The 25,317-nt window shown below is 64.2% G+C and carries 25 protein-coding genes; 4 read left to right on the top strand and 21 right to left on the bottom strand.

Annotation, left to right across the window (positions count from 1 at the left end; all coding sequences use genetic code 11):
- Nucleotides 1-9: 9 nt before the first annotated feature.
- From L0U83_RS28360 to L0U83_RS28380, 5 genes are all read right to left on the bottom strand, one after another.
- Nucleotides 10-960 (bottom strand): DUF979 domain-containing protein, encoded by a 951-nt coding sequence (locus L0U83_RS28360; RefSeq protein ID WP_233887462.1) that lies wholly within the window; start codon nucleotides 958-960, stop codon nucleotides 10-12.
- Complete coding sequence (locus L0U83_RS28365) at nucleotides 957-1,667, bottom strand: DUF969 domain-containing protein (RefSeq protein WP_233887463.1); 711 nt, start codon at nucleotides 1,665-1,667, stop codon at nucleotides 957-959. The genes L0U83_RS28360 and L0U83_RS28365 overlap by 4 nt, the downstream gene beginning before the upstream one ends.
- Nucleotides 1,668-1,947: 280 nt before the next feature.
- Nucleotides 1,948-2,694, bottom strand: a complete 747-nt coding sequence (locus L0U83_RS28370; RefSeq protein ID WP_233887464.1) for a 2OG-Fe(II) oxygenase — start codon at nucleotides 2,692-2,694, stop codon at nucleotides 1,948-1,950.
- Nucleotides 2,695-2,713: 19 nt separating this feature from the next.
- Complete coding sequence (locus L0U83_RS28375; protein WP_233887465.1) at nucleotides 2,714-3,265, bottom strand: methylated-DNA--[protein]-cysteine S-methyltransferase; 552 nt, start codon at nucleotides 3,263-3,265, stop codon at nucleotides 2,714-2,716.
- A 27-nt stretch (nucleotides 3,266-3,292) separates the two neighbouring features.
- Nucleotides 3,293-4,018, bottom strand: a complete 726-nt coding sequence (locus tag L0U83_RS28380; protein WP_233887466.1) for a 2OG-Fe(II) oxygenase — start codon at nucleotides 4,016-4,018, stop codon at nucleotides 3,293-3,295.
- A 241-nt stretch (nucleotides 4,019-4,259) separates the two neighbouring features.
- On the opposite strand from L0U83_RS28380, the gene L0U83_RS28385 reads away from it, so the two are divergent.
- Nucleotides 4,260-4,709, top strand: coding sequence for an ester cyclase (locus L0U83_RS28385; protein ID WP_233887467.1), 450 nt, complete (start codon nucleotides 4,260-4,262; stop codon nucleotides 4,707-4,709).
- Between the two features lie 22 nt (nucleotides 4,710-4,731).
- On the opposite strand, the gene L0U83_RS28390 is transcribed toward L0U83_RS28385, so the two are convergent.
- From L0U83_RS28390 to L0U83_RS28440, 11 genes are all read right to left on the bottom strand, one after another.
- Nucleotides 4,732-5,067, bottom strand: coding sequence for a Rieske (2Fe-2S) protein (locus L0U83_RS28390; protein WP_233887468.1), 336 nt, complete (start codon nucleotides 5,065-5,067; stop codon nucleotides 4,732-4,734).
- A 3-nt stretch (nucleotides 5,068-5,070) separates the two neighbouring features.
- On the bottom strand, nucleotides 5,071-5,391 hold the full coding sequence (locus L0U83_RS28395; protein WP_233887469.1) for a YciI family protein: 321 nt from the start codon (nucleotides 5,389-5,391) through the stop codon (nucleotides 5,071-5,073).
- Nucleotides 5,388-6,260, bottom strand: coding sequence for an intradiol ring-cleavage dioxygenase (locus L0U83_RS28400; RefSeq protein ID WP_233887470.1), 873 nt, complete (start codon nucleotides 6,258-6,260; stop codon nucleotides 5,388-5,390). The genes L0U83_RS28395 and L0U83_RS28400 overlap by 4 nt, the downstream gene beginning before the upstream one ends.
- 55 nt (nucleotides 6,261-6,315) lie before the next feature.
- On the bottom strand, nucleotides 6,316-7,383 hold the full coding sequence (locus tag L0U83_RS28405) for a maleylacetate reductase (protein ID WP_233887471.1): 1,068 nt from the start codon (nucleotides 7,381-7,383) through the stop codon (nucleotides 6,316-6,318).
- Between the two features lie 7 nt (nucleotides 7,384-7,390).
- Nucleotides 7,391-8,857: an aldehyde dehydrogenase family protein gene (locus L0U83_RS28410; RefSeq protein ID WP_233887472.1), complete on the bottom strand. Its 1,467-nt coding sequence runs from the start codon at nucleotides 8,855-8,857 to the stop codon at nucleotides 7,391-7,393.
- Nucleotides 8,858-8,908: 51 nt separating this feature from the next.
- The gene (locus L0U83_RS28415; protein ID WP_233887473.1) at nucleotides 8,909-9,928 is read right to left on the bottom strand and encodes a hydroxyquinol 1,2-dioxygenase; all 1,020 of its coding nucleotides are present in this window, start codon (nucleotides 9,926-9,928) and stop codon (nucleotides 8,909-8,911) included.
- A 41-nt stretch (nucleotides 9,929-9,969) separates the two neighbouring features.
- Nucleotides 9,970-10,464 carry a cupin domain-containing protein gene (locus L0U83_RS28420; RefSeq protein WP_233887474.1) on the bottom strand — a complete coding sequence of 165 codons (495 nt, stop codon included), beginning with the start codon at nucleotides 10,462-10,464 and terminating at the stop codon, nucleotides 9,970-9,972.
- Nucleotides 10,465-10,613: 149 nt separating this feature from the next.
- Nucleotides 10,614-11,543, bottom strand: coding sequence for a LysR family transcriptional regulator (locus tag L0U83_RS28425; protein WP_028204520.1), 930 nt, complete (start codon nucleotides 11,541-11,543; stop codon nucleotides 10,614-10,616).
- A 117-nt stretch (nucleotides 11,544-11,660) separates the two neighbouring features.
- Nucleotides 11,661-12,935 carry an MFS transporter gene (locus L0U83_RS28430; RefSeq protein ID WP_233887475.1) on the bottom strand — a complete coding sequence of 425 codons (1,275 nt, stop codon included), beginning with the start codon at nucleotides 12,933-12,935 and terminating at the stop codon, nucleotides 11,661-11,663.
- 361 nt (nucleotides 12,936-13,296) lie between these two features.
- Entirely contained in the window at nucleotides 13,297-14,382 is a 1,086-nt protein-coding gene (locus tag L0U83_RS28435) for an aromatic acid exporter family protein (RefSeq protein ID WP_233887476.1), read from the bottom strand.
- A 65-nt stretch (nucleotides 14,383-14,447) separates the two neighbouring features.
- Entirely contained in the window at nucleotides 14,448-14,618 is a 171-nt protein-coding gene (locus L0U83_RS28440; RefSeq protein ID WP_233887477.1) for a hypothetical protein, read from the bottom strand.
- Nucleotides 14,619-14,703: 85 nt separating this feature from the next.
- On the opposite strand from L0U83_RS28440, the gene L0U83_RS28445 reads away from it, so the two are divergent.
- Nucleotides 14,704-15,714 carry a glycosyltransferase family 2 protein gene (locus L0U83_RS28445; protein ID WP_233887478.1) on the top strand — a complete coding sequence of 337 codons (1,011 nt, stop codon included), beginning with the start codon at nucleotides 14,704-14,706 and terminating at the stop codon, nucleotides 15,712-15,714.
- Between the two features lie 8 nt (nucleotides 15,715-15,722).
- On the opposite strand, the gene L0U83_RS28450 is transcribed toward L0U83_RS28445, so the two are convergent.
- Genes L0U83_RS28450 through L0U83_RS28465 form a run of 4 tightly spaced genes read right to left on the bottom strand, consistent with a single transcriptional unit; the run spans nucleotide 15,723 to nucleotide 20,692 of the window.
- Entirely contained in the window at nucleotides 15,723-17,201 is a 1,479-nt protein-coding gene (locus tag L0U83_RS28450) for an MmgE/PrpD family protein (RefSeq protein ID WP_233887479.1), read from the bottom strand.
- Between the two features lie 47 nt (nucleotides 17,202-17,248).
- On the bottom strand, nucleotides 17,249-17,932 hold the full coding sequence (locus tag L0U83_RS28455; RefSeq protein WP_233887480.1) for an MmgE/PrpD family protein: 684 nt from the start codon (nucleotides 17,930-17,932) through the stop codon (nucleotides 17,249-17,251).
- Complete coding sequence (locus tag L0U83_RS28460) at nucleotides 17,925-19,283, bottom strand: MmgE/PrpD family protein (protein WP_233887481.1); 1,359 nt, start codon at nucleotides 19,281-19,283, stop codon at nucleotides 17,925-17,927. The genes L0U83_RS28455 and L0U83_RS28460 overlap by 8 nt, the downstream gene beginning before the upstream one ends.
- Nucleotides 19,280-20,692, bottom strand: a complete 1,413-nt coding sequence (locus L0U83_RS28465; protein ID WP_233887482.1) for an MFS transporter — start codon at nucleotides 20,690-20,692, stop codon at nucleotides 19,280-19,282. The genes L0U83_RS28460 and L0U83_RS28465 overlap by 4 nt, the downstream gene beginning before the upstream one ends.
- Nucleotides 20,693-20,905: 213 nt before the next feature.
- On the opposite strand from L0U83_RS28465, the gene L0U83_RS28470 reads away from it, so the two are divergent.
- Nucleotides 20,906-21,589 (top strand): GntR family transcriptional regulator, encoded by a 684-nt coding sequence (locus L0U83_RS28470; protein WP_233887483.1) that lies wholly within the window; start codon nucleotides 20,906-20,908, stop codon nucleotides 21,587-21,589.
- A 162-nt stretch (nucleotides 21,590-21,751) separates the two neighbouring features.
- Entirely contained in the window at nucleotides 21,752-23,086 is a 1,335-nt protein-coding gene (gene argG / locus L0U83_RS28475) for an argininosuccinate synthase (RefSeq protein ID WP_201694770.1), read from the top strand.
- Nucleotides 23,087-23,339: 253 nt separating this feature from the next.
- Here argG and L0U83_RS28480 read toward each other — a convergent pair whose 3' ends face one another.
- Nucleotides 23,340-24,683 carry a replication initiation protein gene (locus tag L0U83_RS28480; RefSeq protein ID WP_233887484.1) on the bottom strand — a complete coding sequence of 448 codons (1,344 nt, stop codon included), beginning with the start codon at nucleotides 24,681-24,683 and terminating at the stop codon, nucleotides 23,340-23,342.
- Nucleotides 24,684-25,317: the final 634 nt, after the last annotated feature.

Consider the following 25,317-nt stretch of genomic DNA (forward strand, 5'->3'; position numbering starts at 1 on the left):
GTGAGCTCATCAGAACCGGAAAACGAAGGCGTACATCAGCAGCGTGTTGACGACGAGAAGCAGCACGGCGGTCGGCCATTGCGCCTTGATCACGCCGTTCTTGTCGCTCAATTCGAGCAGCGCTGCCGGGACGATGTTGAAGTTCGCGGCCATCGGCGTCATGAGCGTGCCACAGAAGCCCGAGAGCATGCCAATCGCGCCGAGAATAGCCGGGTTGCCGTGGAACTGATGCACGATCAACGGCAGGCCGATGCCCGCGGTCATCACCGGAAAGGCCGCAAACGCGTTGCCCATGATCATTGTGAAGAGGGCCATGCCGAAAGTGTAGGCGGCCACGACCGCGAACGCCGAATTTTGCGGAATCCAGTTCGTGACGAGTTCGGACACCACGTGGCCCACGCCCGCCGCCGCGAACAGCGCGCCGAGCGCCGCGAGCATCTGCGGCAGGATGGCGGCCCAGCCGACGGCGTCCATGGTGTGCCGCGCGCCCTTGAGCGCGTGCACGGGCGAATCGCGCAACATGACGAGCGCCGCACCGAACGCAACGAGCGTAGCGATCACGAGCGAGATCAGCGTGACATTCTTCGCCTCGACGAAGGGCGCGTACTTGAGCGTGAGCGTGCCGACGAGCGTGACCACGGGGATCAGCAGCGCCGGAATGAAGAGCCGGCTGCCGAAGCGCTTCGCGCCTTGCTCGCGACGCGCTTCGGCCGTGGCGTTGTCGTTGCCCGCGGGGCTGCGGCCCAGCTTGCCCGAGCCCGCGATCAACGCGAGCGCGATCGCGAGGCAGCCCATCACGAAATGCGGCAGCACGCCGCCGAACAGGAACGTCACGGCATAGACGCCCCAGAACACGAAGTTGACGACACGGCGCGGGTTCGCGCGGTCGAGCAGATTGAAGAGCGCGAACGATGCGAACATCAGGCCCGCGACGACATAGAGTGATTCGAGCTTGATCACGATTCGGCTCCCTGGCGGCTCGCGGCGCCCTGCCCGTTGGCGGCACCGAGGCGGCGCGAGAGATTGTGATCGAGCAGCTTCAGACGCACGCAGTGAATGAGGAGCGCCGCAAACGCGGTGGGAATCGCCCAGACCGAGACCTGCAGCGGCTGAACGATGATGCCGTTCTGCTCCAGGAAGCCCTTGATGAGCAGGATCGACTGGATCGCGATGAAGATGTCTTCACCGAAGAACACGGCGATGTTGTCCACCGCCGAGGCGTTGGCGCGGATCTGCTGGCGCACGGTGTCGGGTACGTCGCCGTAACGTTTCGTGGCGGCGGCTTCGGCCATGGGCGCGATGAGCGGACGCACCATCTGCGCGTGGCCGCCCAGCGACGTGAGACCAAGTGCGGCTGTGATCTGGCGGATCACGAAGTAGAGCATCAGCACGCGGCCGGTCGTGGCGGCGTGCACGCGCGAAATGAGGTTCTTGGCCTGCTCGCGCAGCCCGTTGCGCTCGAGCAGCGCGATCACCGGCAGCGTGAGCCAGACGAGCCCCATGTATCGGTTGTCGGCGAACGCCTTGCCGAAAGCGCTGACGATCTCGACCGTATGCAGGGCGCCGGCCAGCCCTGTTGCGATACCCGCCGCGGTCACGACGAGCAGCGCGTTCAGGCGCAATGCAAAACCGATCACCACGATCGGCACCCCAATTAGAACCAGCATCTCTCCTCCGCCTTATGTATTTGCGCCGGTCTCGTGGAGCCGGCCGCGCGGGCGCGCGCTTCCCCGTTACGCCCAATTCAGCCCGCGAATCTATCACGACAATTTATCGATAAATAGTCGATAAAGTCTTTTTTAGGGAAAGTCCCTGGGCCGGGCGCGACGGGTGCAGGCGAATTGATGCCGCCGCAACGCGGCGTAGGTCTGGGGTGGGCGGGTTAGGCGGTTAGTTGCATCTGCATGTGATGCATTTGCATGCCTGAGCGCGGCTGCGCGGGATGATTCAGGTATCCAGATCGAATGCGTGTTGATCGTTTGCCGCTCGCGGCGCGTCGTGGAACGACAACTCGACGCCGATGCGCTCGCCGCTGCGCACCCGGCTGATGGCATGCCGGAGGTTCACGCGGTAGCAACCGCTGCTGCCTTTGAATGGCCGCTGGGCCGTGGCGATGATCGCCGCGTCACCAAGGCCGAGCGGAACGACCGTCGGGCGCGACTGCATGCGCGGACGCTGCTCCGTCAGCACCAGTTCGCCGCCCGTGAAGTCTTGCCCTGGCGCCGCGAGCAAGGCGACCACTTGCAGCGGAAAGACATGCTCTCCTTCGCTACGCTGATGCAGCGCCAGATAGTCGTCGGTGCCTAGCCGGTTCAGATGCGACTGCGCCTGCGTTTGCCCGGCTCGCCGGTTGCACTCCAGAAAGGCGTTCAATTGCGCAGGGAATCGATAAGTCATGCCAAGCATCTCGTTCCAGCGATTCGCAAGAGGCGCCAACTGACGATAGAAGTCCGCACGCCATTGCGCCCAAGGCTGCGGCAGAGCGGCGTCGAAATACAGCAGATCGCCGCGGCCGAGATCGAGTGAATCCAGCGACACGCGCCGCGATGCGTCCCATGTGCCGGCCTCGCGCGCGAGCGCGTGGGCTTCGTCCGCGCCAAGAAGACCATGCAGCGTGGCATAACCCTCGCTATCCAGTTGCGCCGCGATCGCGCTCAAATCCAGCTTATCGAGCGTGTCGGCAGATAAAGTCATGGGCAAGGACATATTCATGTCAAAACCCCGGGAGCGTTGCCGTGCGCGGAACATCGCGCGTAGCGGGAATCGCCTTTTCGTGTTCGAGCAGCCAGCGCTTGCGATGCAAGCCCCATGCGTAGCCTTTCAGCTCGCCGTTGCTGGCAATCACGCGATGGCACGGCACGACGATAGCGATGGGATTCGCGCCATTCGCCGCGCCGATATCGATCGCCGCGCGCGGATCCTCGAATCCCAGCGCTTTCGCGAGCTTGCCGTAGCTCGTGGTCGTGCCCGCCGGAATGTGACGCAACGCGGCCCAGACCTTTTCTTCCAGGTCCGAACCCGCCATGACGACCGCCAGAGAATCGAGCGCGCGCAATTCGCCAGAGAAATAGCGCGCCATGGCGTCGGCAATCGAAGACGGCGCGGCGGCGTCGATCAATTCGGCGCTGCCGTAATGCTCGCGCAAACCACGATGCAGGCGCGAACGATGATCAGAGAATTCGAGCGCGTGCAGCCGATGCTGCGCATCGCTCACCAGCGCGAGGTCGCCAAGCGGTGACTCGATATGGCTGAGAAATAGTTGCATGATGCGGTCCTTCGCGTTTTGCGCGCGCTAACGTGAATCGTGAAAAATCAGGCCGACAGTGTGGCGCTTCCCGCTGCGCACCACGCTCACGCCGTGCCGCATGGCGACCTTGCGCGTACCGCCGCGCCGGTTCGCCGCCGGCCGCTGGTTGACGGTGAACAGCACCGCGTCGCCCTGCTCCAGTGGAATCACTTCGGCGCACTGACCGTTCGATGCGGTCTGCGTCATCACGAACTCGCCGCCCTCGAAGTCAACGCCGGGTTGCGAGAGCAGCATCGCGACCTGCAGCGGAAACACATGCTCGCCGTAGAGATCCTGGTGCAGGCAGTTGTAGTCGCCTCGCCCGTATTGGAGGATGAGCGGTGTCGGGCGCGTCTGTCCTGCGCGGTGGCATTGGTCGAGAAACGTGTCGAGGTCGGCCGGATACTGGGCGTCGATCCCCAGTTGCTCGTTCCATCGATTGGCGATAGGCGCGAGATACGGATAAAGCGCATGCCGTAGCCGTTGAAGCAGAGGCGGCAGTGGATACGCGAAATACTTGTATTCGCCGCGCCCGAAGTTGTGACGCGCCATGACGATGCGCGAACGGAAGCCATCGTCGCTCGTGTACAGCGCGGCGAGTTGCGCGCATTGCCCGGGCCTGAGCACACGAGGCAAAACGGCATAGCCGCGCGCATCGAGCGATCGCTCGATCTCGACCCAATCGTACGTTCCGGAATCGGGCTTTTCCGCCCTCATCGCTGCGGTTCTCATTGCGTCCTCTCCTCCTCTCGCGACGGCCATTCTCGCCGATATCGCATACGGACCAACGATACGCCAACGCGCCGCGCCGTCCGATCCGAATGTTGCGCTCTAATTCGGCGCGCCACCGGGTGAATACCATGCGAACGTCACGGCAAGAAACGGGTATCTGCGCGGCTCGCCGCTCGATATCGTGCATTTCAGGCGGAGCAATCCTGCTTCACCGTGAATCGAGATCAGCAAGGAGTCGAACATGCCGATGGAAGAGGACAACAAGGCGATCGTTGGCCGCTGGTTCACGAGTTTCTGGGGCGAAACCTGCGACCTGAGCATCGTCGACGAGCTTGCCGCGCCCGATATGCTGCTCAAGTATTCGCTGCACGAGCCGCGCCGCGGCCGCGAGGATATCAAGGCGTTCATGACCGGCTTTCGCGCGGCGTTCCCCGATCTGAACTTCTGGGGCGCCGCCGGTCTCATCGCCGAAGGCGAATTCGTGGTGGGTCAGTGGGAAGGCGGCGGCACGCATTCGGGACCGGCGTTCGGGGACTTTCTCGCAGGATCGTTGCCGGCGGCGAGCGGCCGCAAGATGCATTTCACCGGCACGACGGTGTTGCGCCTGAAGAACGGGAAGATCGTCGAAGAGATCGGACTCGACGACGGCGTAACGGCGCTCACGCAGCTTGGGCTCATCAAGCGGGTCTGACTGCGGCGCTAACCCGAGTGGCTCACGCGCACTGCGTCACGACGTTGGACTGCGCGTCGAGCCACACGGGAATTGCATCGAGCTTCGCGCCTTCGCACGGACCTTCGATGCACTGCCCGTCTTCGAAGCGAAACAACGCGCTGTGATGCGCGCACATGATCACCTGCGCGCGATACGTCGGCACACGGCCTGGCTCGTAGTCGAGCGGCACCGAGAAATGCGGGCAGCGGTTTGCGTACGCCCACACTTCACCGGCACGCCGCACGACGACGACCGGCCGCCCTGCCAGCGCCGCGTCGATCACACGCGCGCCGCCATCGGGCACATCGTCAAGGCAGCACAGGCTCACGGTCTGCATGACCTACACTCTTTGCTCAGGATTGCCAAGGTTCCAGTCCCACGGGCGGATCTCGACGCGTTCGAACAAGCCCGCCAGCGTATACGGATCGTCGCGCACGAAACGCATCACATCGTCGTATCCTTCCGCCTCGATCACGAGCAGCGTACCGTTGAGCGCGTCGCAATGCGGCGCGAGCGTCGACCCACCCAGCCTCACGAATACGCCGCGCTGCGCGGCGGAGCGCAGATACGTGCGATGGACCGCGCGCTCGCGCTCACGCACCTCGCGCATGCCGGGCTTGTCTGTGGCGAATACCGCGTAGTAGCGCGTATGCGGTCTCATGCGCGCTCCAGCACGAAGTCGTAGCGCGCCTCGCGAAAGCCGCCCTCGAAGCCGAATTGCTGCGCGGCCGCCTCACCCGCCGCGTGCTCGTGATAGTTCACGAGCAGCGAGGGCTTCACGCCGAACACGGCATCCGAGTCCAGATATGGGTCGTTCTGGTTGAACAGATGCGTCACGAGCGTGCTGTGATCCGGCGCCGTAATCATGAAGTGCAGATGGGCGGGCCGCCACGGATGCCGCCCCGTGGCGTTGAGCATGCGGCCCACCGGGCCGTCGGTCGGAATCGGGTAGCAGACCGGCACGATGGTGCGGATCGCGTAGCGGCCTTCGGCGTCGGTGCGATAACGGCCGCGCAGGTTGCCGTGCGGCTGCCCGGTGTCCTGCCCCGAGTACATGCCGTTTTCCGCCGTCTGCCACACGTCGAGCAGCGCGTTCGCCACGGGCTTGCCGCCGGTCGTCAGCACTCGGCCATGCACGAGGGCCGGCGTGCCCGGCGTGAACGCCATGTTCTCGCCGTAGGCCCGTTCAGGCATGCCGTCGACATAGAACGGACCGAACACGGTCGTATCGGTCGCGCCGCTAGCGTAGCGATGATTGATCGCATCGACGAGCATCGACACGCCGAGCGTGTCCGAAAGCAGGATGAATTCCTGGCGCACGACGTCGTCGCACATCTGGCCCGTCTCGGTCAGGAAGCGGATCGCGGCGAACCACTCCGCCTCCGTGGGCTCGACTTCGCGCACGTAGGCATGCAAATGCCGCACGAGGCTTTGCATCAGCGTGCGCAGGCGCGCATCGGGTGTGTTCGCGAAACGTCCCACGACCTGTTCCGTCAAGGCGCGTTCGGCCTCGGTGCCATGCATCGACATGGTTGTCTCCTTTCCTCTGTTTTGTGCGTCACGCGCGTGGCGCGGCTCGGCCCCGCTAGCGCGGCGCCACACCTTCCCACGCCCGTTGCAGCAGCGTGCGGATCGCCGAGCGCTCCAACGGCCGCGGATTGGGATAGGCATTCGTGCACGCGAGATCGGCCGCTTCGTCGAGGCCCGCTTCGGGCATGCCGATTTCCTTGAGCGACAGCGCAATGCCGAGCGACTCGTTCAACGCGTAGAGTCGCGGCCCGGCTTCGTCCGCATGCACGCCGCCGAGCGCACGCGCCACGCGCCCGAGCGCCTGCGGCGCAGCCGCGTGGTTGTAGTGCGCCGTATGCGGCAGCATGATCGCATGCGTTTGCGCGTGCGGAAGGTTGAAGGTGCCGCCGAGCGTGTGGCAGAGCTTGTGATGCAGCGCCATGCCCACAGCGCCGAGGCAACTGCCCGCGAGCCACGCGCCGTAGAGCGCGCGGCAGCGCATCGTCGCGTCGTCCGGGCGGCGCACGACGACCGGCAGCGCTTCGCCCAACGCGCGAATCGATTCTTCGGCCATCAAGCTGATGACAGGATTTGCATCCTCTGCGTAGAGCGCCTCCACCGCGTGCGCCATCGCGTTCACGCCTGAGGCCGCCGATATACCGGCGGGCAGCGAGACGGTGAGCGACGGGTCGTAGATCACCGTGCGCGGCAGCACGCGCTGGTCGCGTCCGGTTTTTTTCAAGCGCCCTTCAGTGAGGCCGTAGATGGGTGTCATCTCCGAGCCCGCATAGGTCGTGGGCACGGCGACAATCGGCAGCGCCGATTCAAGCGCGATCGCCTTGCCAAGGCCGATGGTCGAGCCGCCGCCCACGGCCACGCAGCACTGCGCGTCCAGCGCCGCCGCCTGCTCGCGCGCGGCCCGTGCGACCTCCACCGGCACGTGCATGACCGCTTGCGCGTGGATACCAGCGGCGCGCTCGCCGAGCAGGCGCGCGACTTCTTCGGCAAGCGCTCGCTGCTCGGGCGTCGAGAGGATCAACGCGCGGCGCGCGCCCAATCGGTCCACTTCCTCGGGCAACTGCGCGAGGGTGCCCCAGCCGAACACCACGCGCGACGGCAAGCCCTGATAGACGAAGCGATCCATACGTGCCTCAACGCTTGAAGTGCGGCGGCACTTGCGCGTCCACGTTGACCCACACCGAGCGTGCCTCCGTGTAGTCGTGCATCGCCTCGAAGCCCATTTCGCGGCCGTAGCCCGATTGACCGACGCCGCCGAACGGGCTGCCCGGATTCACGCGCTTGTAGCAGTTCACCCAGCACATGCCCGCGTGAATCTTCCCCGCGATGCTGTGCGCACGAGAGAGGTCGCGCGTCCACAGGCCGCTGCCGAGACCGTAGTCGGTCCCATTGGCGATGGCGAGCGCCTCTTCGTCGGACTTGAAACGCAGCACGGTCGCGAACGGGCCGAACACCTCTTCCTGCGCGATACGATCGTCCGGTGTCTTCGCCTCGATCACCGTGGGGCGCACGTAGTAGCCGTTGGCGAGCGCGGGGTCCTGCGGCGCGCTGCCGCCCGTGAGCACTCGGCCGCCCTGCTCGCGCGCCACGTCTACGAAGGCCTTCACGCGCTCCAGATGCTGCAGCGACGTGAGCGGCCCCATTTCTGTTTCGGAATCCAAAGGATTTCCGACACGAATCGACGAGGCGAGCGCGACGAAGCGCTCGAGAAATTCATCGGCGATGCGCTCGTGCAGCACCAGACGCGAACCAGCGATGCACGCCTGGCCCTGGTTGTGGAAGATCGCCCAGGCCGCGCCGTTGATGGCGGCGTCGAGATTGGCGTCGTCGAACACGATATTCGCGCCCTTGCCGCCGAGTTCGAGTTGCACGCGCTTCAGGTTCCCCTGCGAGGCTTCCACGATTCGCCGCCCCGTAGCCGTCGAGCCGGTGAAGGCGATCTTGCCCACGCCCTCGTGCTCCGCAAGGCGCTGCCCGGCCGTATTGCCATAGCCCGGCACGATATTGACGACACCTGCGGGAAAGCCCACTTCCGCCATCAACTCGACAATGCGCAGCGTAGAAAGCGGCGTGATTTCCGAGGGCTTCAACACGACCGTGTTGCCAGCCGCGAGCGCCGGGCCCATCTTCCAGCTCGTGAACATGAGCGGAAAATTCCACGGCACGATTTGCCCCACCACGCCAATGGGCGCGCGCTGCACGTAGTTGAGAAAGCCCGTTTCTACGGGGATGACCGAGCCCTGGAGCTTGTCGGCCATGCCGCCGAAATAGCGGAAGCACGCGGCCGTGCGCGGGACGTCGAGCGCGCGAGAATCGCGAATCGGGTGCCCCGTGTCGAGCGATTCCAGTTGCGCGAGTTCTTCGCCGTTCGCTTCGATGGCGTCAGCCAGACGCAGCAGCAGGCGGCCGCGCTCGGCGGCGGGCATCGCGGCCCACTGGGGGAAGGCGCGGGTCGCGGCGGCTACTGCCAGATCGATATCGGCGGCGGTGGCTGCGGCGATCTTCGTGATCAGCGAGCCGTCGTGCGGATTGAGCACGTCGATGGTGCCGCCCTCGACAGCGTCAACGAAGCGGCCGTCGATGAACAATTGCGTTTGCATGAGTAAATCCTCGATTGATGCTTAGGCATGCTGCATAACTGCGAAATTCGCTCAGAAGTCGACCGGGTACGGCTTCAGCTCGCCGCTCTCGTAGCGCTTGGGCAAGCCCGCGGTCGCGTTCTCCCACACGAGCAGCATCGAGCGCTTGGTCGAATAGCCCTGGTGGCGGATATCGGCGGGCATCGCACAGATGTCGCCCGCGCGCATCGTGATGCGTGCGCGCGGCGCACCGGTGTTCTTGTCGCCGATGTCCCAGACGATTTCATCCGAGAGCTGCAGGAACCATTCGACGCGGTCGTTGCCATGGAAAACTGGCAGGATGTATTCCTCCGTGGTCGGGCAGAACAGGCTCTGCCCGCACACCGAAGTGACCGAGGGGTTCCACGTCACGTCAGAGCGCGAGAGGTACTTGAAGAGGTTGAACGCGTGCAACTCGCCTTCGAAACCGGGCTCGGCGTGCACTTCGGGGTTGTCCTGAGGCACGTCGGCGAAGGCGCGGTTCACCGGCAGTTCATCGCGCAGCGGCGAATCGCCTTCGAGGCCCGGCATGCGGCGCGTGGCAATGCGCGTGCGTTCGATCGCTGCGTCGTTCTCGCCATGCTTGCGGCCGAATGCGGTGCCGGTTTCCTCGGGCGCGGCGAACGGGTCGAAGCCTTCGTTGGTCCAGTCGTGCAGGATCGCCTTGAAGGTCGCCATGATGGTCGGCGTTTCGAAGGTCTCGATATAGTCCACGCCAGCATCCTTCATGATGCCGTTGAACGAGCCCGCATAGACGTCCACCTTGCCGTAGTGATTGCGCGTGCCGAACACGTGGTCGAAATTCACCCAGCCGTAGAAGAAGCCCCACGCCACGTCGCGCATCATCGCGCGCAGGAAGGCATCGGCGGGGATAGCGTGCGTGCGTGTCTGCCCTTTCGCGGGCCACAGCACTTTCACGAAGTATTCGTCGCGCGTGAATTCGAAAGCGCCGAGCGTGTAGCGGCGATAGCCGGTCACGGCGTCGGGCTCGCTCGCGCGTACGGTGTCGGCGGCAAAACCTGCGGAGTGGTCGAGGGTTTCGAGGGTGGCCATTTGGTGTCTCCAGTCGTCTAGTGATTGGTTAGCGCGTGTTTTCAGTGCAGGCAGATATCTGCCCACTTCTGCACGGACAGTTCACCGACCATGGTCTGCACGAGCGCCACGCCAGCCTTCTGTGCGCCGAAGCGATACGCGCAGCCTGCCGGCAGCAGCGCCTGGTGCCCGCGGCGCAACACCACGTGGCCCATCTTGCGGCCTGCAGGTTGTTCGCCCGCGTCGACCGTGCCCGTAGCGCCCTTGAGCGGCGTATCGAGCTTGATGAAGTCGATACGCACTTCGCCATCCATCAGGATGACGAACTCGTCGTGTGCGCAGGCGAACCAGCGCGACTGCCCTTCCGTGCGCAGCACCTCGATCGCATATTCGAGGTTCTTGCCGACCACGACTTTCTCAAATGGCGCCGAGCGCGCGGCGACTTCGAATACGTTCGAGAAAACATAGTGGCGGGCGTCGCCGCTCGTGATTTCGATCTCGCCCTTGCGGTACTGCTCAAGCGAGCCGAAGACGGTGTGGAATGACGAATCGGTCATGGCTGTCTCCTGTTTTGGAAGGTGTCGTTGGAATCAACTTTAGGAGCGCTGCGCGGCGGCAACAACCGGCGGCCAGGCGATTACGGTATTCGCGTTTCGCAAATAATCGCGGCAGGCGAAGCGTCGCCCGGCGAAACGTCGCTCATGCGCTAGCGCACCCAGCCGCGCTCGATCAGCGGCACGTCCCAGGCGGGCTCGGGGCCGAGATACTCGGCGAGAAACTCCACGAGCGCCTTCACTTTCAGGGCCTGGCGCTGCGTGGAGGGATACACGGCGGCGAAGCTCAACGCCGAGAGGTGGTAGTCGGTGAGGATCGGCACGAGCGAGCCGTTCAGGAGCGCCTCGCTCGCCACGAGCGTAGGCAGGCACACCACGCCGCCGCCCGTGAGCGCGTAATCGCGCAGCAAATGCACCGAGTTCGAGCGGATCATGCCAGGCAATTCCATCTCCACGACTTCGTCGCCGCGTGTCATCGTCCAGCGGTTGCGCGAGGGATAGCCCGAATAGAGCGCCGTGGTGTGCTGCAGCAATTCGCGTGGATGCTGCGGCGCGCCATGCTCTTCCACATAAGCGGGCGTGGCGCAAAAGAGCCGCCGCACCGAAAAGAGCCGCCGCTCGATCAGCGAGTCGGAAATGGGCGGGAAGATCTGGAAGGCAACGTCGAAACCTTCTTCGATCGGATCAACCACGCGGTCGTTGACGATCACATCGAGCTGAATGCCAGGATAGCGGCGGTTGAACTCGGCAAGCGGCGCGCCGAAATGGCCCAGCGCGAAGCCCGGCAATATCTGGATGCGCAGTCTGCCCGTTGGCGTGGCGCGCAGTTCGCGCATCTGGTCGGTCAGCTCGTTCACGCGGCCCACTACCTCGGCGCATTCACGATAAAACGCCTCGCCGACTTCGGAGAGGCGCACGTGCCGCGTACTGCGATGAAAGAGCGGCGCGTTGACGAACTTCTCCAGTTGCTGGATGCGGTTCGTCACGACCGAACTGGTTACGCCGAGTTGCCGGGCCGCTTCCGCGAAACTGCTCGTTTCCGCCACGCGCACAAAGGCTTCGATGCTCAGGAATCGATCCATGCTCCTCTCTTCTTCATGGGTTCGCGCCCTCCAAGTATAGGGCCCGCTTCCCGTCGGCCACGCCACTGCGTCACACGCGACGTGGCAAGAGAGAGCGACGTTGACGACGCTCCAGCCCTAATCGGCCTGCCCAGCCGCAGGCAATGGCGCGGCAGGAATGACGGGCTCGCTGCGCCCCAGCTTTGCGGGCGCGGTTTCCTTGAGCAAGAGGCTCACCAGCACACCGAGCAAAACCGCGCCAATAGGCAGCCACAAAATGTTCTGGATGCCGAAATGGGCCGCCACGAATCCGGCGAGCGCGGGCGCCACGCCGCCGCCAAAGATTTCGCCCGCTCCCACCACGAGCCCGATCGAGGTCGAAACCATGCCGGCCGGCGCGGCTTCGGTGGCGACCGGTCCCGAGAGCAGCGAAACGAGGCCCAGCGTGAAGAACGAAGCCGCGAAGAGCACTGCGAAGAGTTCGAGCGGCTGCGCGCCGAGACCACGAAACACGATGAGCATGACGGCAGTGCCCACGAAGCCGAGAACGCTCGCCAGACGCCGGCCCAGCAGATCCGAAAGCCCCGGCAAGCCGAACTGTCCGACGAAACCGCCAAAGCCAATCGCCGAGGCCACCACGCCCATGCGCTGCGTGTCGAGCGAAAGATACTGCGTGAGGTAGAGCGGCAGCATGGCGCCGAGCACGAACACGCCTGTCATGGCGCAGAAGAGCGCGACCATCGCCACGGGAATGTTGCGGCTGCGGAGCACGTCGCGCCAGTGGCCGCGTTCGGCCTTTGCAGCGGGTGCACCGGCGTCACGGGTCGGCGCGCCTTGTGGTTCCCGGATCACGCGGTACATCAGCAAACCGAGTATGAGTCCCGGCACCGAGACGAGCGCGAACACCCAGCGCCAACTCATCACGCCCAGCAACTGCGTGGCGATGATCGGCGCGAGCGCGAGGCCGAACAGCGCGAAGCCGCTTTGCTGGAGCCCGAGATTGAAGCCGCGGCGCTTCGGGTGCGAGGCATCGGCCGTGGCGGCGAAGCTCGTCGGGCAAAACGAGCCTTCGGCCACGCCCATCAGCGCGCGCACGGCCAGCAGGCTCGCAAAGCCGCCTGCGAAGCCGGAAAAGCCCGAGAGCAGCGAGAACGCGATGATCGCCGGGATCAGCACCTTGCGCCGCCCGACTTTGTCGGACAAGCCACCCATGACCGCCGCGAAGACACCCCACGAAAGGCCGAGTATGCCGATGCAGTTGCCCACATCCTGCGCATTGAGGTTGAGGTCTTTCATGATGGACGGGAACAGCGGCGCGATCAGCCAGCGGTCGAGGCCGACGAGGCCAAAGCCCAGCGCCAACAGCGTCACGGCCTTCCATTCGTAGGCCGTATCCCATGTGTTCGGTTTCATCTCTGTCTCCTTGGGCCGGCCGGATGCCGCGCCACACGCTCATGTTCGAAAACGGTGTGCGACGCGAAGTGCACCGCTGCAGGCTCGCAGGACGCCATCGACATCGACGACGCCAGGATAGTCGCAAGCGCGGTGTAATCAGTACCGGATAACGCCCGAATACGTCATTTGCGAATCGCGAACAATCGGGTGGGAAAGGCCGGCAGGCACGGCTGCCGGGGCGCTGCGAGGGGTGCGCGCCACGCGTTGCGCCACTGCGCGGCCACCCCAGGACAATTACGGGTAGACGCTCGCTTGCGCGTCGGGCGGTATGGCGGCGCAGGCGCTTAATACATCGACGGCGTATCCGTGCTCGCGGCGCTCACGCTTTGCGCAAGTGCTCCGTATGCATGTCGCTCAAACGGCTCAGCAGGATGCCGTAGCCGGTCAAATGCCCGAGATAGACGCTCGTGAACACGCCCGTTGCAGGCAGCGCTTCGACAAGCGCATGCAGTTCCTCGCGCGTGAGCGGCGCCACGAGAAGGCCTGGGCGCTCCACCCGAAGATCGGCCTGCGAAGCCAGTTGCCGGTGGACGTCCACGAGGCGCGCGAGGCCGCGCCGGTATGCGTCTTTCCATTGCGCGTCCAGCGCCTCGTATTGCGCGTTGAACGTGTCGAGCGTTTCGAGGAAGCCGACGATCGAATCGAATAGCTCGTGGTAGCACGAGAACAGCGGCAGGCGATCACGGTTGCGCTTCAAATGCGCCGACACCCACGACTGCTCCAGGTCCGATTTGAGGAGATCGTGCGCCTGCTTCAGATTGCTGCTCGACACCCGCAGCGCGGCCGCCGCCGATTTCAGCTTCGCGCGGTCCAGCGTTTCCGTCGCGACTTCGCTTAGCAAGGCTTCGGCCTGCGCGTTGCCGTCGTTGACGAGCGTATTCGCCCAGAAGCCGTGATCGGGCGGAAACGCGATCTGCTGGATGACGAAACCGAGCAGCATGCCGAGCACCACGCCGATCAAACGTTGCTCCAGCAACGGTATGTGCTCGCCCGTGTAGAGCACGAGCGTCATGGGCACGGTAACGCTCGTCATCTGGAACACTGAAGGCCTGATGCGCACGATCGTGAATATCACGAGCGGCAGCAGGATCACCCCCAGCCACAAATGCGGCGCAGTCAGCCAGATCAGCAGCGTGCCAATCGGCATCGCAACGAGATTCGACATCACGCGCTTGTAGAAGTACCCGCGCGCCGCCGAGATGGAACTGCCGAGCGCGAGCGTGAGCATGGCCGAACCCGAGAGCGCCACCGCCGCTTCGGGAAAGCCGCACGCATACGGAATGCCGAAGCCGATCCACATGCCGAGCGTGAGCTTCGTGTATTTCGCGAGTTCGGAGAGGGAAAAGCGGGCGAGCGCACGGCGAAACGGCGTGAGCGGTTTGTGGGCGTAGGAGATGGAGGCCATGGATGCCATCGGTCGTTTCAGGCGGAGCACCCATGTTAACGCGATTGACGCGAGTGTTCCGGCACTCAGTTCACCGCCCGGTTGCCGATTATTTTGCCGCCCGGATTTTCTTTCCGATTCATCACATCAAAGATCGGCACTTTGTGCGGACGCCCGCCGCAACGGCCGCTGCGGGCCGCCGCGCGCAAGCCCTGTGCCTTGCAAATTATTTTCAATTTCTTTCGCGTTTTTTTCATTTACTGTCATGTCCAGCGGATGAAGTTCGCATTACGAACCTGCTTTGCGAAGGTCCCCGCATCCCTCAAGCACTGGGGTCTGCCCATGACGACAACAACGAAGGTCTCCATTTGCCTGCCGACGTACAACCGGCCTGAACTGCTCGTTCGCTGCATCGAATCGTGCCTCATGCAAACGCATGCGAACATCGAGATCGTGATCGGCGACGATTCTAGCGACGATCGCACGGCGCAACTGGTCGCATCGCGTTACGGCAACGACCCACGCATCGCCTACCGGCGCAACGTGCCCGCGCTCGGACAGGCGCCCAACGTGGCCAGCCTCTTCGAGCGGGCGAGCGGAGACAAGATCCTCCTGATCCACGACGACGACTACCTGCTCGTGCACTGCATCGAGAAGCTGCTTGCGCAGTGGGAGCGTTACCCGGATCTGGAAGTCGCGTTCGGCGATCAATACGAAACCGATCATGACGGGCGCATCATGCACGCGGCCAGCGAACGCATGAACCTCGCCTATCACCGCACGGCCAGCGCGGCGGGCCTGCAAAACCCGCCGGGCCGTGTGGGCATCGTGCAGATGTTCCCCAACAATGGCTGGCTCGCCAACGCGGCGCTCGTCAAGCGCATCGGTTACGACGATCACTACGGCACCTGCTGCGACTACGTGTTCGGCACGCGGCTTTGTCTCGCGGCGAAACGCGTGTGCTATGTGAACGAATACGTCTCGTGCTATCGGATCACCGATGTTTCGGTTTCCCAGGCAACACGCACGAGCATCAATGCCTCGTCGATCTCCGCGTGGCGCTTTCTCAACAGCCTCGCGTTGCCGCCCGAACTCGAACCGGCCCGCAAGCTCGCCATGCGCCGGCTCGTGCCGATCGTGGTCTCGCTGCTCGCGCGCAATCGCGAGGCGCGCGCCGGGCTGCAGCTCGCGCTCGGCAATCTCTACGCGTACCGGTTCGGCTTCAGCCCGCGCCTCTACTACCACCTGCTGATGATCTGGAAAGCCACGCGGCGGCCCGGCACAGAGTCCGTCGCACTATTGGCTATCAAGGACGAGCAAGGCGTGGATACTTCGCGAGCGCGCATGCCGTAGCGAGCGCTTCACGTCGTGAACAGCGGCCGCAGGTCGGCGATGTTCGCGACGTGCTCCAGGGCGTTGATCCGCTCGATCAGTTGCGCAGTCTTTTGCTGTCCGAGCACCGGCTCCATGAGATCGCGCGCCTTCTCGTTCACCTGCGCGACGCTCAGCGGGTTCTCTTTCGTGCCGGGTGGAAAGCGCGTGTAGTGGCTCACGGAGCGCCCGTCCGTCAACATCACTTCGACGATGCCGCCGCGCGGTGCGGCCGGGTCGCTCAGCTTCGGGTCCGCTACGACGCTCACTTTCGCGCGCTGCGCCTGAATCTGCGGATCGCGCATGAGCGCTACGTCGTGGCTGTCCGCGAACGACACAGCGCCCTTCACGAGCGCCAGCGCCACCATGTGCTGGCAGTTGACGTCGGGCATCGCGCTGTCGCCGACAATGCCGATGGCGTCGGGGGGCACCTTCACCACCACCGTACGCACCTTGTCCGGCGTGAGCTGATATTGCCGCCGCAGCGTGAGCAATGCATCGAGCGGGGATTGAATCGGATAGCCTACCGAATACGTCTTGATCGCCGTTTCCGTCACGAAGAAGCGGCTGCCGAGCTGGTCGATCAGCGCCTCGGGCTGCGGCTTCGTGGAAAGCGCGATGAAGAGATTGTGCGTGCCGTCGAGCACATCGGCCACGCCAGTCATGCCCGATTGCACCATGGTCGTCGCCATCACGCCATTGCGCGCGCCCATGCCCGCGAAATCGAACGCCTTTTCGATGTGGTCGCGGTCGTTCACCCAACTCCACAGTCCTGAAACCTGTTGCGCCGCGTATGAGATCGCATAACGCGTCTGGCGTTCATCGAGCCGCGCGAGTGCAGCGGCCGCGCCGAGCGCGCCGAACGTCGAGGCCGTGCCTTCCGCGCTGCGATGCGTTGCGCGCACGAGGTCCGGGCCGAGCGCCATGAGGAGCCGGCACGAGGCGTCGTAGCCCAGCGCGACGGCACGCACGAACGCCTCGCCCGATGTGCCCTGCGCCTCGCCCAGCGCGAGCGCGGCGGGCACCGTGGAGCACCCGGGGTGCGCTTTCGTGACGGGCTCGAAGTCGTCGGTTTCGTCGGAGTGCGCGCACATCGCGTTGGCGAGCGCGGCGTTCACCGTGCTCGTGCGCAGGTCGGAGCCCACGGCCGAAGACTGTGGCGCGCCGCCAAGCGAGCGCACGTATTGCGTCGCCAGCATGCCGGGACGCATGCGAGAACCCGACACCATCGCGCCGAAGGTATCGAGTATGTGGTTTTTGCACTCGATCAGCACGGCGTCGGGTAACGGCTTGTCGCGCGCGGCGACGATGTATCGCGCGAGTTGCGCGGTGATGCCGGTGTCGTCCGGCGATGACGTGGATGACGCGTCGGCCGCAAGTGTATGCCTTGCGCCAAGGACAGGCAGTATGCTGCACGCCGCGGCGCACTGAAGCATGCGGCGGCGCGAGAGCGAAGACGTTGTTGGCATCTTGATCCGTTCGGAATCCGTATTTAAATCGTTCTGCTAGCCGCGGCTCATGCGGTAATCGCTCCCGCATCGAAGCGATATGCCATCAACGCGGCTAACCCGCGCCGTCCGTCTATCGAAGCCGCTGCACTCGTGAAGCCGTGTTTCGCGAGCAGGGCTGCCTCGATGGCATCGGCGGCCGCCTTGCCGGTTTCCAGCGCGCCCATGGCTTCGCCCACGTTTCGAGCGAGCCCTGCGGCCTGCGTTGCGGCAATGCCGAGCGCGTGGCGCGTGTGCAGCGCGTCGAGCCCGAGAAGACGCGCTGCCGCGAGCGTCGCCCCCACGATCCCGAGCGAAGCGGCCACATTCCAGCGCGCGCGAAACGCTTCGTCGTCTACGGCGGCCCCCAGCCGCGCCGACGCGCGCGTGCCGACCGAGACTGCGGCGGCGATGTCCTCTTCGGCGGCCTCGAGAGCCTCGCCCAGCGAAAGCGCTGCCGCAATGACGGGCGTGGCGGTCGAACCGGCATCCAGCGTCGCAAGCGCAGCGCCGAGCTGCCATGCGCGCGAGCGCGCATCGGTGGCCTGCGCGAGCATTTCGCTCAGCGGGCTGGCATCGCGGGGCTGCGCAGCGCAGCGGCGCGCGCTCGCCACGGCGCTGCGCGCGGCTTCGAGTTCGCGCGCGCCAGGCTTCGCGGCGGCAAGCGCCACGAGTGCGTCGGAAACGGCGGAATGAGCGGCCGGGTTATGCATGAACCAGATCCTCGTTCGGTGTGCACAGGGCGAAGAACGCATCGAGACTCGTTGCGCGCTCCACGTTCGCGACGGCTGCGGCAATACGATCCGCCGCACCCGCGCCAAGCCGCGGGTCGATCAGCAGACGCACCTTGTCGAGCAGTTCGTCGTCGGTCAGGGGCCGCGCGAGACTGCCGCGCGCGTGTTCGACGTGATGCGCGACGACGCTGCCGTCGTGCAGCCGCGCCTCGATGTACGCCTCGTCGCGGTTCACGGCGGCATCGGGCGCGAGCGTTGTCTTCGCGCGCAGCGCCTTCACGTCGTCACGCGTCACGCGGCTGTCGTCGTACTGCGCGAGACCCACCTGACCGTCGCACAGCGCGGCGGCCACGCCATGGATCGCGCTGAAACGCGCCTGCAGGCCGTCATGAGGCTGCGGATTGCCCATCAGCTCGGGCACGAGCGGATGGCAGCGCAGCACGATCGCGTCGATCGAACCGGCATCCGCAATGCGCTGTGCAATCGCGAGACCGGCGTCGATGGCCGGATGCGCGACAATCCCGCACGGATACGGCTTGTAGGTGTTGAACAGCAGTTCCCAGCGCTCGCCGAACTCGCCGTTCATGCGCTCGAACTCCACCTTCGTCGAGAGCGATCGCGCGTAGCCTCGCGGCGCTTCGAAGATATCCACAGCCGCTTGCTGGCCGTGCCGCGCGAGCCGTGCTGCGTCGATGCCATTGGCAGCCGCTTTGCCGGGATGAAACGGCTTGGTCATGGTGCCGAAGGCCTCGCGCTGCCCGATGAACATCGAAGCCGCAATCGATACGGCCTCCTTAAGTCTCGCTTCGTCGAGGCCGAGCAGCAGCGCCGCCGTGACCGCACAGCCAATCACGCCGCACGTGCCCGTGATATGCCAGCCCCGGTCGTAGTGCTCGGGCGAGATCGCCACCCCCACGCGCAATTGCGCCTCGCAGCCGAGCGCGAACGCCGTGAGCGCCTGCGCGCCAGTGGGCCGCGTTTGCGGCGCGAGCCCGATGAGCACCGCGAGCGTCGCCGCCGCGGGATGGATCACGGTGGCGAGATGCGTATCGTCGAAATCGTCGAGGTGACCGGCAAAGCCGTTCGCCAGCGCGGCGAAATGCACGTCGGTGTGCTCGACGCGGCCCAGTACGCCCGCCTCGCTCCCAGCGCCGAGGTCGCGCGCAGCGGCCAATATCGCTTCCACGCCTGGATGTATACACGCGCCAATAGTTGTTCCCACAACGTTGATGAACGAACGCTTCGCTTCCTTCAAAACATCGGCGGGCAGCGGACGCTGTGCCAGCGCATACACGCCCTGCGCGAACGCCTCGGCGATGGAACCACTCATTGCGACAACTCCTCTAGACGTACACCGTTGGTTTTCGGACCCCACACGCCAACCGTCACGACGATCACGACCATGGCCGACGAAATCAGCAGGAACACGGCGGGCACGCCGTAGTGCTTGAGCAGGGCCGCCACCCAGAAGCCGACGAAGATCGAACTCACGCGGCTCCAGCTGAAGACGAAGCCCACGGCGCGCGCGCGAATGCGTGTGGGATACAGTTCGGCCTGATAGGTGTGGAAGATCCCGATGAGCCAGTTGTTCGCGATCGTCACCGCGCTGCCGAAAAGCAGGATCGGCACGGGGTCGCGCACCTGGCCGAACATCACGCCGGCCACGGCCACGACGATCGCGCAGCCCACCAGTTGCCACTTGCGCTGGAAACGCTCCGCGCACGCCATGGCGCCAATGGCGCCGAGCGGCGTCGTAATGGCGATCACCATGGTGTAGAGCAGCGAATGCGTGATCGTGATGCCCTTCGAGTACAGCAGCACCGGCACCCATGCGCCGAAGCCGTAGACGCCGAAGGTCTGGCAAAAGTTGAAGAGCGACAGCATCACCGTGCGCTTGAAGTAGCGGCCCTGCCACATCTCGATCCACGCGCCGCGCGCTTGCAGTTGGCTCGCGTCCGGGCCGTCGGGCGGCTCGGCGAGCGGCTTGCCGGTTTCGGCGACCACCTTGCGCTCGATCTCGTCGACGATCTCGCGCGCCTCGCTCACACGTCCCTTGCTCTCCAGCCAGCGCGGCGACTCCGGCAAGCCGTGACGAATAAACCAGATGCACACGGCGCCGGCCGCGCCGATGATCATCACCCAGCGCCAGCCTTCCATGCCGAGGAAGGTGCGTGGCACGAGCGCGTAGGAAATGACCGCGACCACGGGCACCGACGTGAGAATGACGAGGATGCTGAAGGCGGTGTAGCGCCCGCGCGCATCGCGAGGCGTGAGCTCGGAGATATAAGTGTCGACAGTGATGAGCTGCATGCCGATGCCCACGCCCGCCACGAAGCGCCAGGCGTCCATGCCCAGCGGCGAATGCTGGAAGGCGGCAATGAAGCTCGCCACGGAGTACGTCAGCATGGCGAAGGTGAACACCACACGCCGCCCAAAGCGGTCGGTGACACCGCCCAGCGCCACCGTGCCGACGAACATGCCCGCGAAGAACGAGCCGAGGAAGCTGGCGAAGCCGTTCACGTCGAAGAGACCGGCGGTGGTGGCGCGGTACAGCCCGCTGTGGATAAGGCCCAGCGAAATGTAGGCCGCCATGAACATCTCGTAGAACTCGAACCAGCCGCCCACTGCGATGCGGGCGACGAGCCCGCGAAAGTAACGCGTAGGCGGCAGCCGGTCCAGGCGCGCCGAGACGCTCGCCTCGACGTGCGTTGACCCGGCAATCTCAGTTCCCATGTACATGGCGTCTCCTTGCCTGACGGGTTGCCGACTGGATTTTGTTTTAGTGTCGACAGTGAGAACCAGTATATGGCGTTTTTTCGCCTTTTATTGAGATATTCTCGTCTTAGTGTATACACTTAAGCAACCAACCTGTAACTTCGAAAGCGAAGCCGACACGGGATTTGTTACAATCGGCGGCGCTGCGGCCGGTCGCGGCGCCTCGGGGGAAAGCGCATGGATGAAGATGTCGGCGTAATGGCCGCCCCGGAAACGGGCGAGCCGTCGAGCGTGGCCGAGATCGTCGACTGGGTGGCGCGCGGCATCATCGAAGGCCGGCTGCGTCCCGGCGACGATCTGAATTCGGTCGATCTCGCCAAACGCTTCGGCGTGAGCCGCACGCCGGTGCGCGAGGCGCTTTTCGCGCTCACGCGCGAGGGACTCGTCGACTGGTCGCCGCGCCGCCGCCCGCGCGTGGCCGCCATGCAACTGAAGGAAGTGCGCGAAATCTACGCGCTGCGCGCCCTGCTCTACGCTCAGGTGTCGCTCGCGATCGTCGAGCACGCCACGGACGAGGACATCGCGGCGCTCTGGCGTGCGCATGGCAAGCTGGCCGAAGTCGCGGCCAGGGGTGACGTAGACGGCTACTTCTGGGCCAACGTCGCGTTTCGCGACGAGGAACTGCGCGTGAGCCGCAATGGCATCTTCAAGGAGGTGCTGGACTCCATGCGCATGCGCACGAACCGCCTGCGCCACCTGAGCACCTCGCTGCCGGGGCGTTTGCAGCGTTCGTGCACCGACCACCAGCGGCTGTGCGAGGCTTACGCCGAGCGCGACGGCGTGCTGGCCGCCGCGCTGAACCGCTCGATCGTGATGGGCGCTCTGCATGCGATCGAGGCCGCCTGGGACAGCCTGCGCTGAGCATGCATCCTCGCTGCGCCCCTTTTTTATTTACGTGGATGCCGCGTCGAACGAGGCCTGCGCCCTTCCCCGCCAGGCTTGCCGAAAGGCCAGGGATACAACATACTTGACGATTCGACCGAATTCCCTTCGCATTCTCGTCCTACCGGGTTCTTTCTCATCATGAGCACAATTCTTGAAAGCCTTCCGACCGGCCAAAAGGTCGGTATCGCCTTCTCCGGCGGCCTCGACACCAGCGCCGCGCTGCACTGGATGAAGCTCAAGGGCGCCGTGCCTTACGCCTATACGGCGAACCTGGGCCAGCCCGACGAAGACGACTACGATTCGATCCCGCGCCGCGCGACCGAATACGGCGCCGCCGGTGCACGTCTGATCGACTGCCGCGCGCAGCTCGTGGCGGAAGGCATCGCCGCCCTGCAATGCGGCGCGTTCCACATCTCGACGGCCGGCGTCACGTACTTCAATACGACGCCGATTGGCCGCGCCGTGACGGGTACGATGCTCGTGGCCGCGATGAAGGAAGACGGCGTCAACATCTGGGGCGACGGTTCGACCTACAAAGGCAACGACATCGAGCGCTTCTACCGCTATGGCCTGCTCGTCAATCCGGACCTGAAGATCTACAAGCCGTGGCTCGACCAGCAGTTCATCGACGAACTGGGCGGCCGCTCGGAAATGTCCGAGTTCATGCGCCAGTCGGGCTTCGAGTACAAGATGTCGGCCGAAAAGGCCTATTCGACCGACTCGAACCTGCTCGGCGCAACGCACGAAGCGAAGGACCTCGAGAGCCTGGAAAGCGGCATCAAGATCGTGAACCCGATCATGGGCGTGGCGTTCTGGCGCGACGACGTCAAGATCGACCGCGAAGAAGTGACGATCCGCTTCGAAGAAGGCCAGCCGGTCGCGCTGAACGGCCAGACTTTCCCGAACGCCGTGGAACTGCTGCTCGAAGCGAACCGCATCGGTGGCCGTCATGGTCTGGGCATGAGCGACCAGATCGAGAACCGCATCATCGAGGCAAAGAGCCGCGGCATCTATGAAGCCCCGGGTCTGGCGCTGCTCTACATCGCGTATGAGCGTCTCGTGACGGGCATCCACAACGAAGACACCATCGAGCAGTACCGCGAGAACGGTCGCCGTCTGGGCCGCCTGCTGTATCAGGGCCGCTGGTTCGACCCGCAAGCCATCATGCTGCGTGAAACGGCCCAGCACTGGGTTGCGCGCGCCATCACTGGCGAAGTGAAGATCGAACTGCGCCGCGGCAACGACTACTCGATTCTCAGCACGAAGTCGGACAACCTCACGTATCAGCCGGAGCGTCTGTCGATGGAGAAGGTCGCCTCGACGTTCTCGCCGCGCGACCGTATTGGCCAGCTGACGATGCGCAACCTCGACATCACCGATACGCGTGAGAAGCTGCGTGTGTACTCGAAGGTGGGTCTGCTCACGCCGGGTGCGGCTTATACGCTGCCGCAGCTGAACGACGAGAAGAAGTAAGGCGTCGTCGCCTTATGAAGAAAGGGAAGGCACTGCGCCTTCCCTTTTTTTATGGCTTCGCGGGTTTCCGCCTGGCGCTCGAGTTACCCACAGATTATGTTCACAAGCTTGTGGAGAACCCCTGGGACTAATGCCTAACCCGTTGATCGACTGGATATTTTCCGCCGCGTGAACGCGGGAGGCAGTGACGGCCTGCGGGGCGAGGCCTCAATACACCCACCGGCATATCAGCCGTCGAGCGTATTCAAAACGCTCACTGCACGGCAAGCTGCTTCATCTTCCCGTAGACGAATTGCCCGAAGTACCACGACAAATCGGAGTGGTTGAGGATGTTCGCATCGGAGAGTGCCCCCGCCTCGAGCTTCAGGCGGCGCAGCATGAGCTTGCCGGCCTGCGAGGCGATGTAGAGCCGCACCAGTTCCTTGCGGGTCTTCTCGTCGGCCGCTTCGAAGTGCTCGCGGCCTTGCTTGACCTCCTCGTTGCGCTGCGACCTCGCCTCTTCGTCGCGCGCCGCGATGCTCTGCTTCACCGCCGTGGTCGCCACCGTCCTGGCGGTCTCCTGAGCGGTCGCCGCCACGGCCAGCTCGCCCTGGATCGCCACCATCTTGCGCTCGGCCTCAGACACCTGCCAGTTGTGGCTCAGTGCCTTCATCAGATAGCCCGCAGGGCTCTTGGTCACCTTGCCCTGGTTGAGCCGGAAACGCGTGTACTCGATGGCCTGCTGGATGCGCTCGTCGGTCCAGCTCATGCGATGTTCCGCAATCACGTCGAACTGCTTGTTGCTAAGGCCGAACTCTTCCTTGAGCGTGAGCAGCAGGTCGTGCGCGTCGGGCTGCCGGCTGAGCAACGCGGCGACCGTGTCCTTGCGCTTCATCCGGAAGCGGATCTTGTTGATTTTGCGCGAGGTTTCCGAGTCGGCCCGGGTTTCGTAGCTGAGGTCGATGTCGGATAGTTCGTTGATCTGACGCACCGCGGGATCGAGGTACTTGGGCCGGAAATGCTTGAACTCCGACGCGCTCGTACCGAGTTTGCCGGGCCAGCGCCGCATGACGTCGAGCTCGATCCAGTCGGTCAAGCCCGCCGCCACGAAGGGCAGCACGTAGTCGTAGATCGCGCGGGCGTAGGTCTGCGAAAACGACGCCGTGATGCACAGGTTCAGCCAGTGATGCTTGTCCGGCCCGGTGATGTGGCGCAGCATGAGCGGCGGAATGCGGAACTGGATGCGCCCCTTGCCGATCTTGACGCTCCCCATCAGCTGCTCGGAAATCCACTGGTCGTCTTCGTTGGGCGCGCGGTCGGGCGGCGTGTCAGTCACCTCGATCAGCACGCGCTGCGCTTCCTTGATGACGCTTTGCAAATGGCGTACGTTGCGGCTCTCGTAACGCATGAGCCACTTGAAGTAGTTCAGGTCGACGTCGTAGGTATCGCGCGGCGCGGGCTCCTGTGCGGCGATGAAATAGGCGGCGTCGATGAAACGGCGCGACGACAGCCCAAGCCCGTTGATGGCGACGAACACATTGTTGCGCTGAAAGCCGATCTCGCGCGTGCTCTCATTGATCGGCTGGCCGGACATCTCCTCGAAGAGACCCAGCGACATCTGCAGTGTTGTAGTCCTTCGCCCGCTCTCCTCCGGCATACGTACGCTCTCCCCGTCGACATTGGCGGGCACTCTATCACTACGCAAACACAAGTCAACACAATAAACGTTACCTCAAACAGGCATCCGATTCGGCTCGCGCACAATAACCGTACCTGATCGCACAAATATCTCTACAACGACAGCACATAAAACGGGACCTCGCTGCACATAAAACGGTGCAGCGAGCACAGATAACGGTGCTTTTGAAAGGCAAGCCTTTGAAATCAAAGAAATCGCATGCGTACGTTAGTTGGTTGGTGGGTTTTTATCTTTAAGTAAACAAACAAACCGCTCACAAAAATAGATGCTCTGCGTGAATTTCAACGTGCTGCGTCTCGCAATGCGGTCAAAGGATTTACAACAGATTGGCCTCGAAGCCCCATGTATCAGGGCTTTCTGCGCTAAAGAGGCTGGACTTGACCGTCCTTTGCCTCGGAGAAGCCCATAGAGGGGTAACGATTTCTGTGCAGATCGGGCGGTCTAAGGGAGTGTTTTATGTGCAGAACGCTTAGTGGCGGGCCGACATCGAGTTAAACCCAGTGGCAGTTGGCATGGGACGCTACTCAAAGTGACTTTTCGGCAGGAAAAGCAA

Origin of the sequence: Paraburkholderia flagellata, assembly GCF_021390645.1 — a bacterium.
Lineage (GTDB): Bacteria > Pseudomonadota > Gammaproteobacteria > Burkholderiales > Burkholderiaceae > Paraburkholderia > Paraburkholderia flagellata.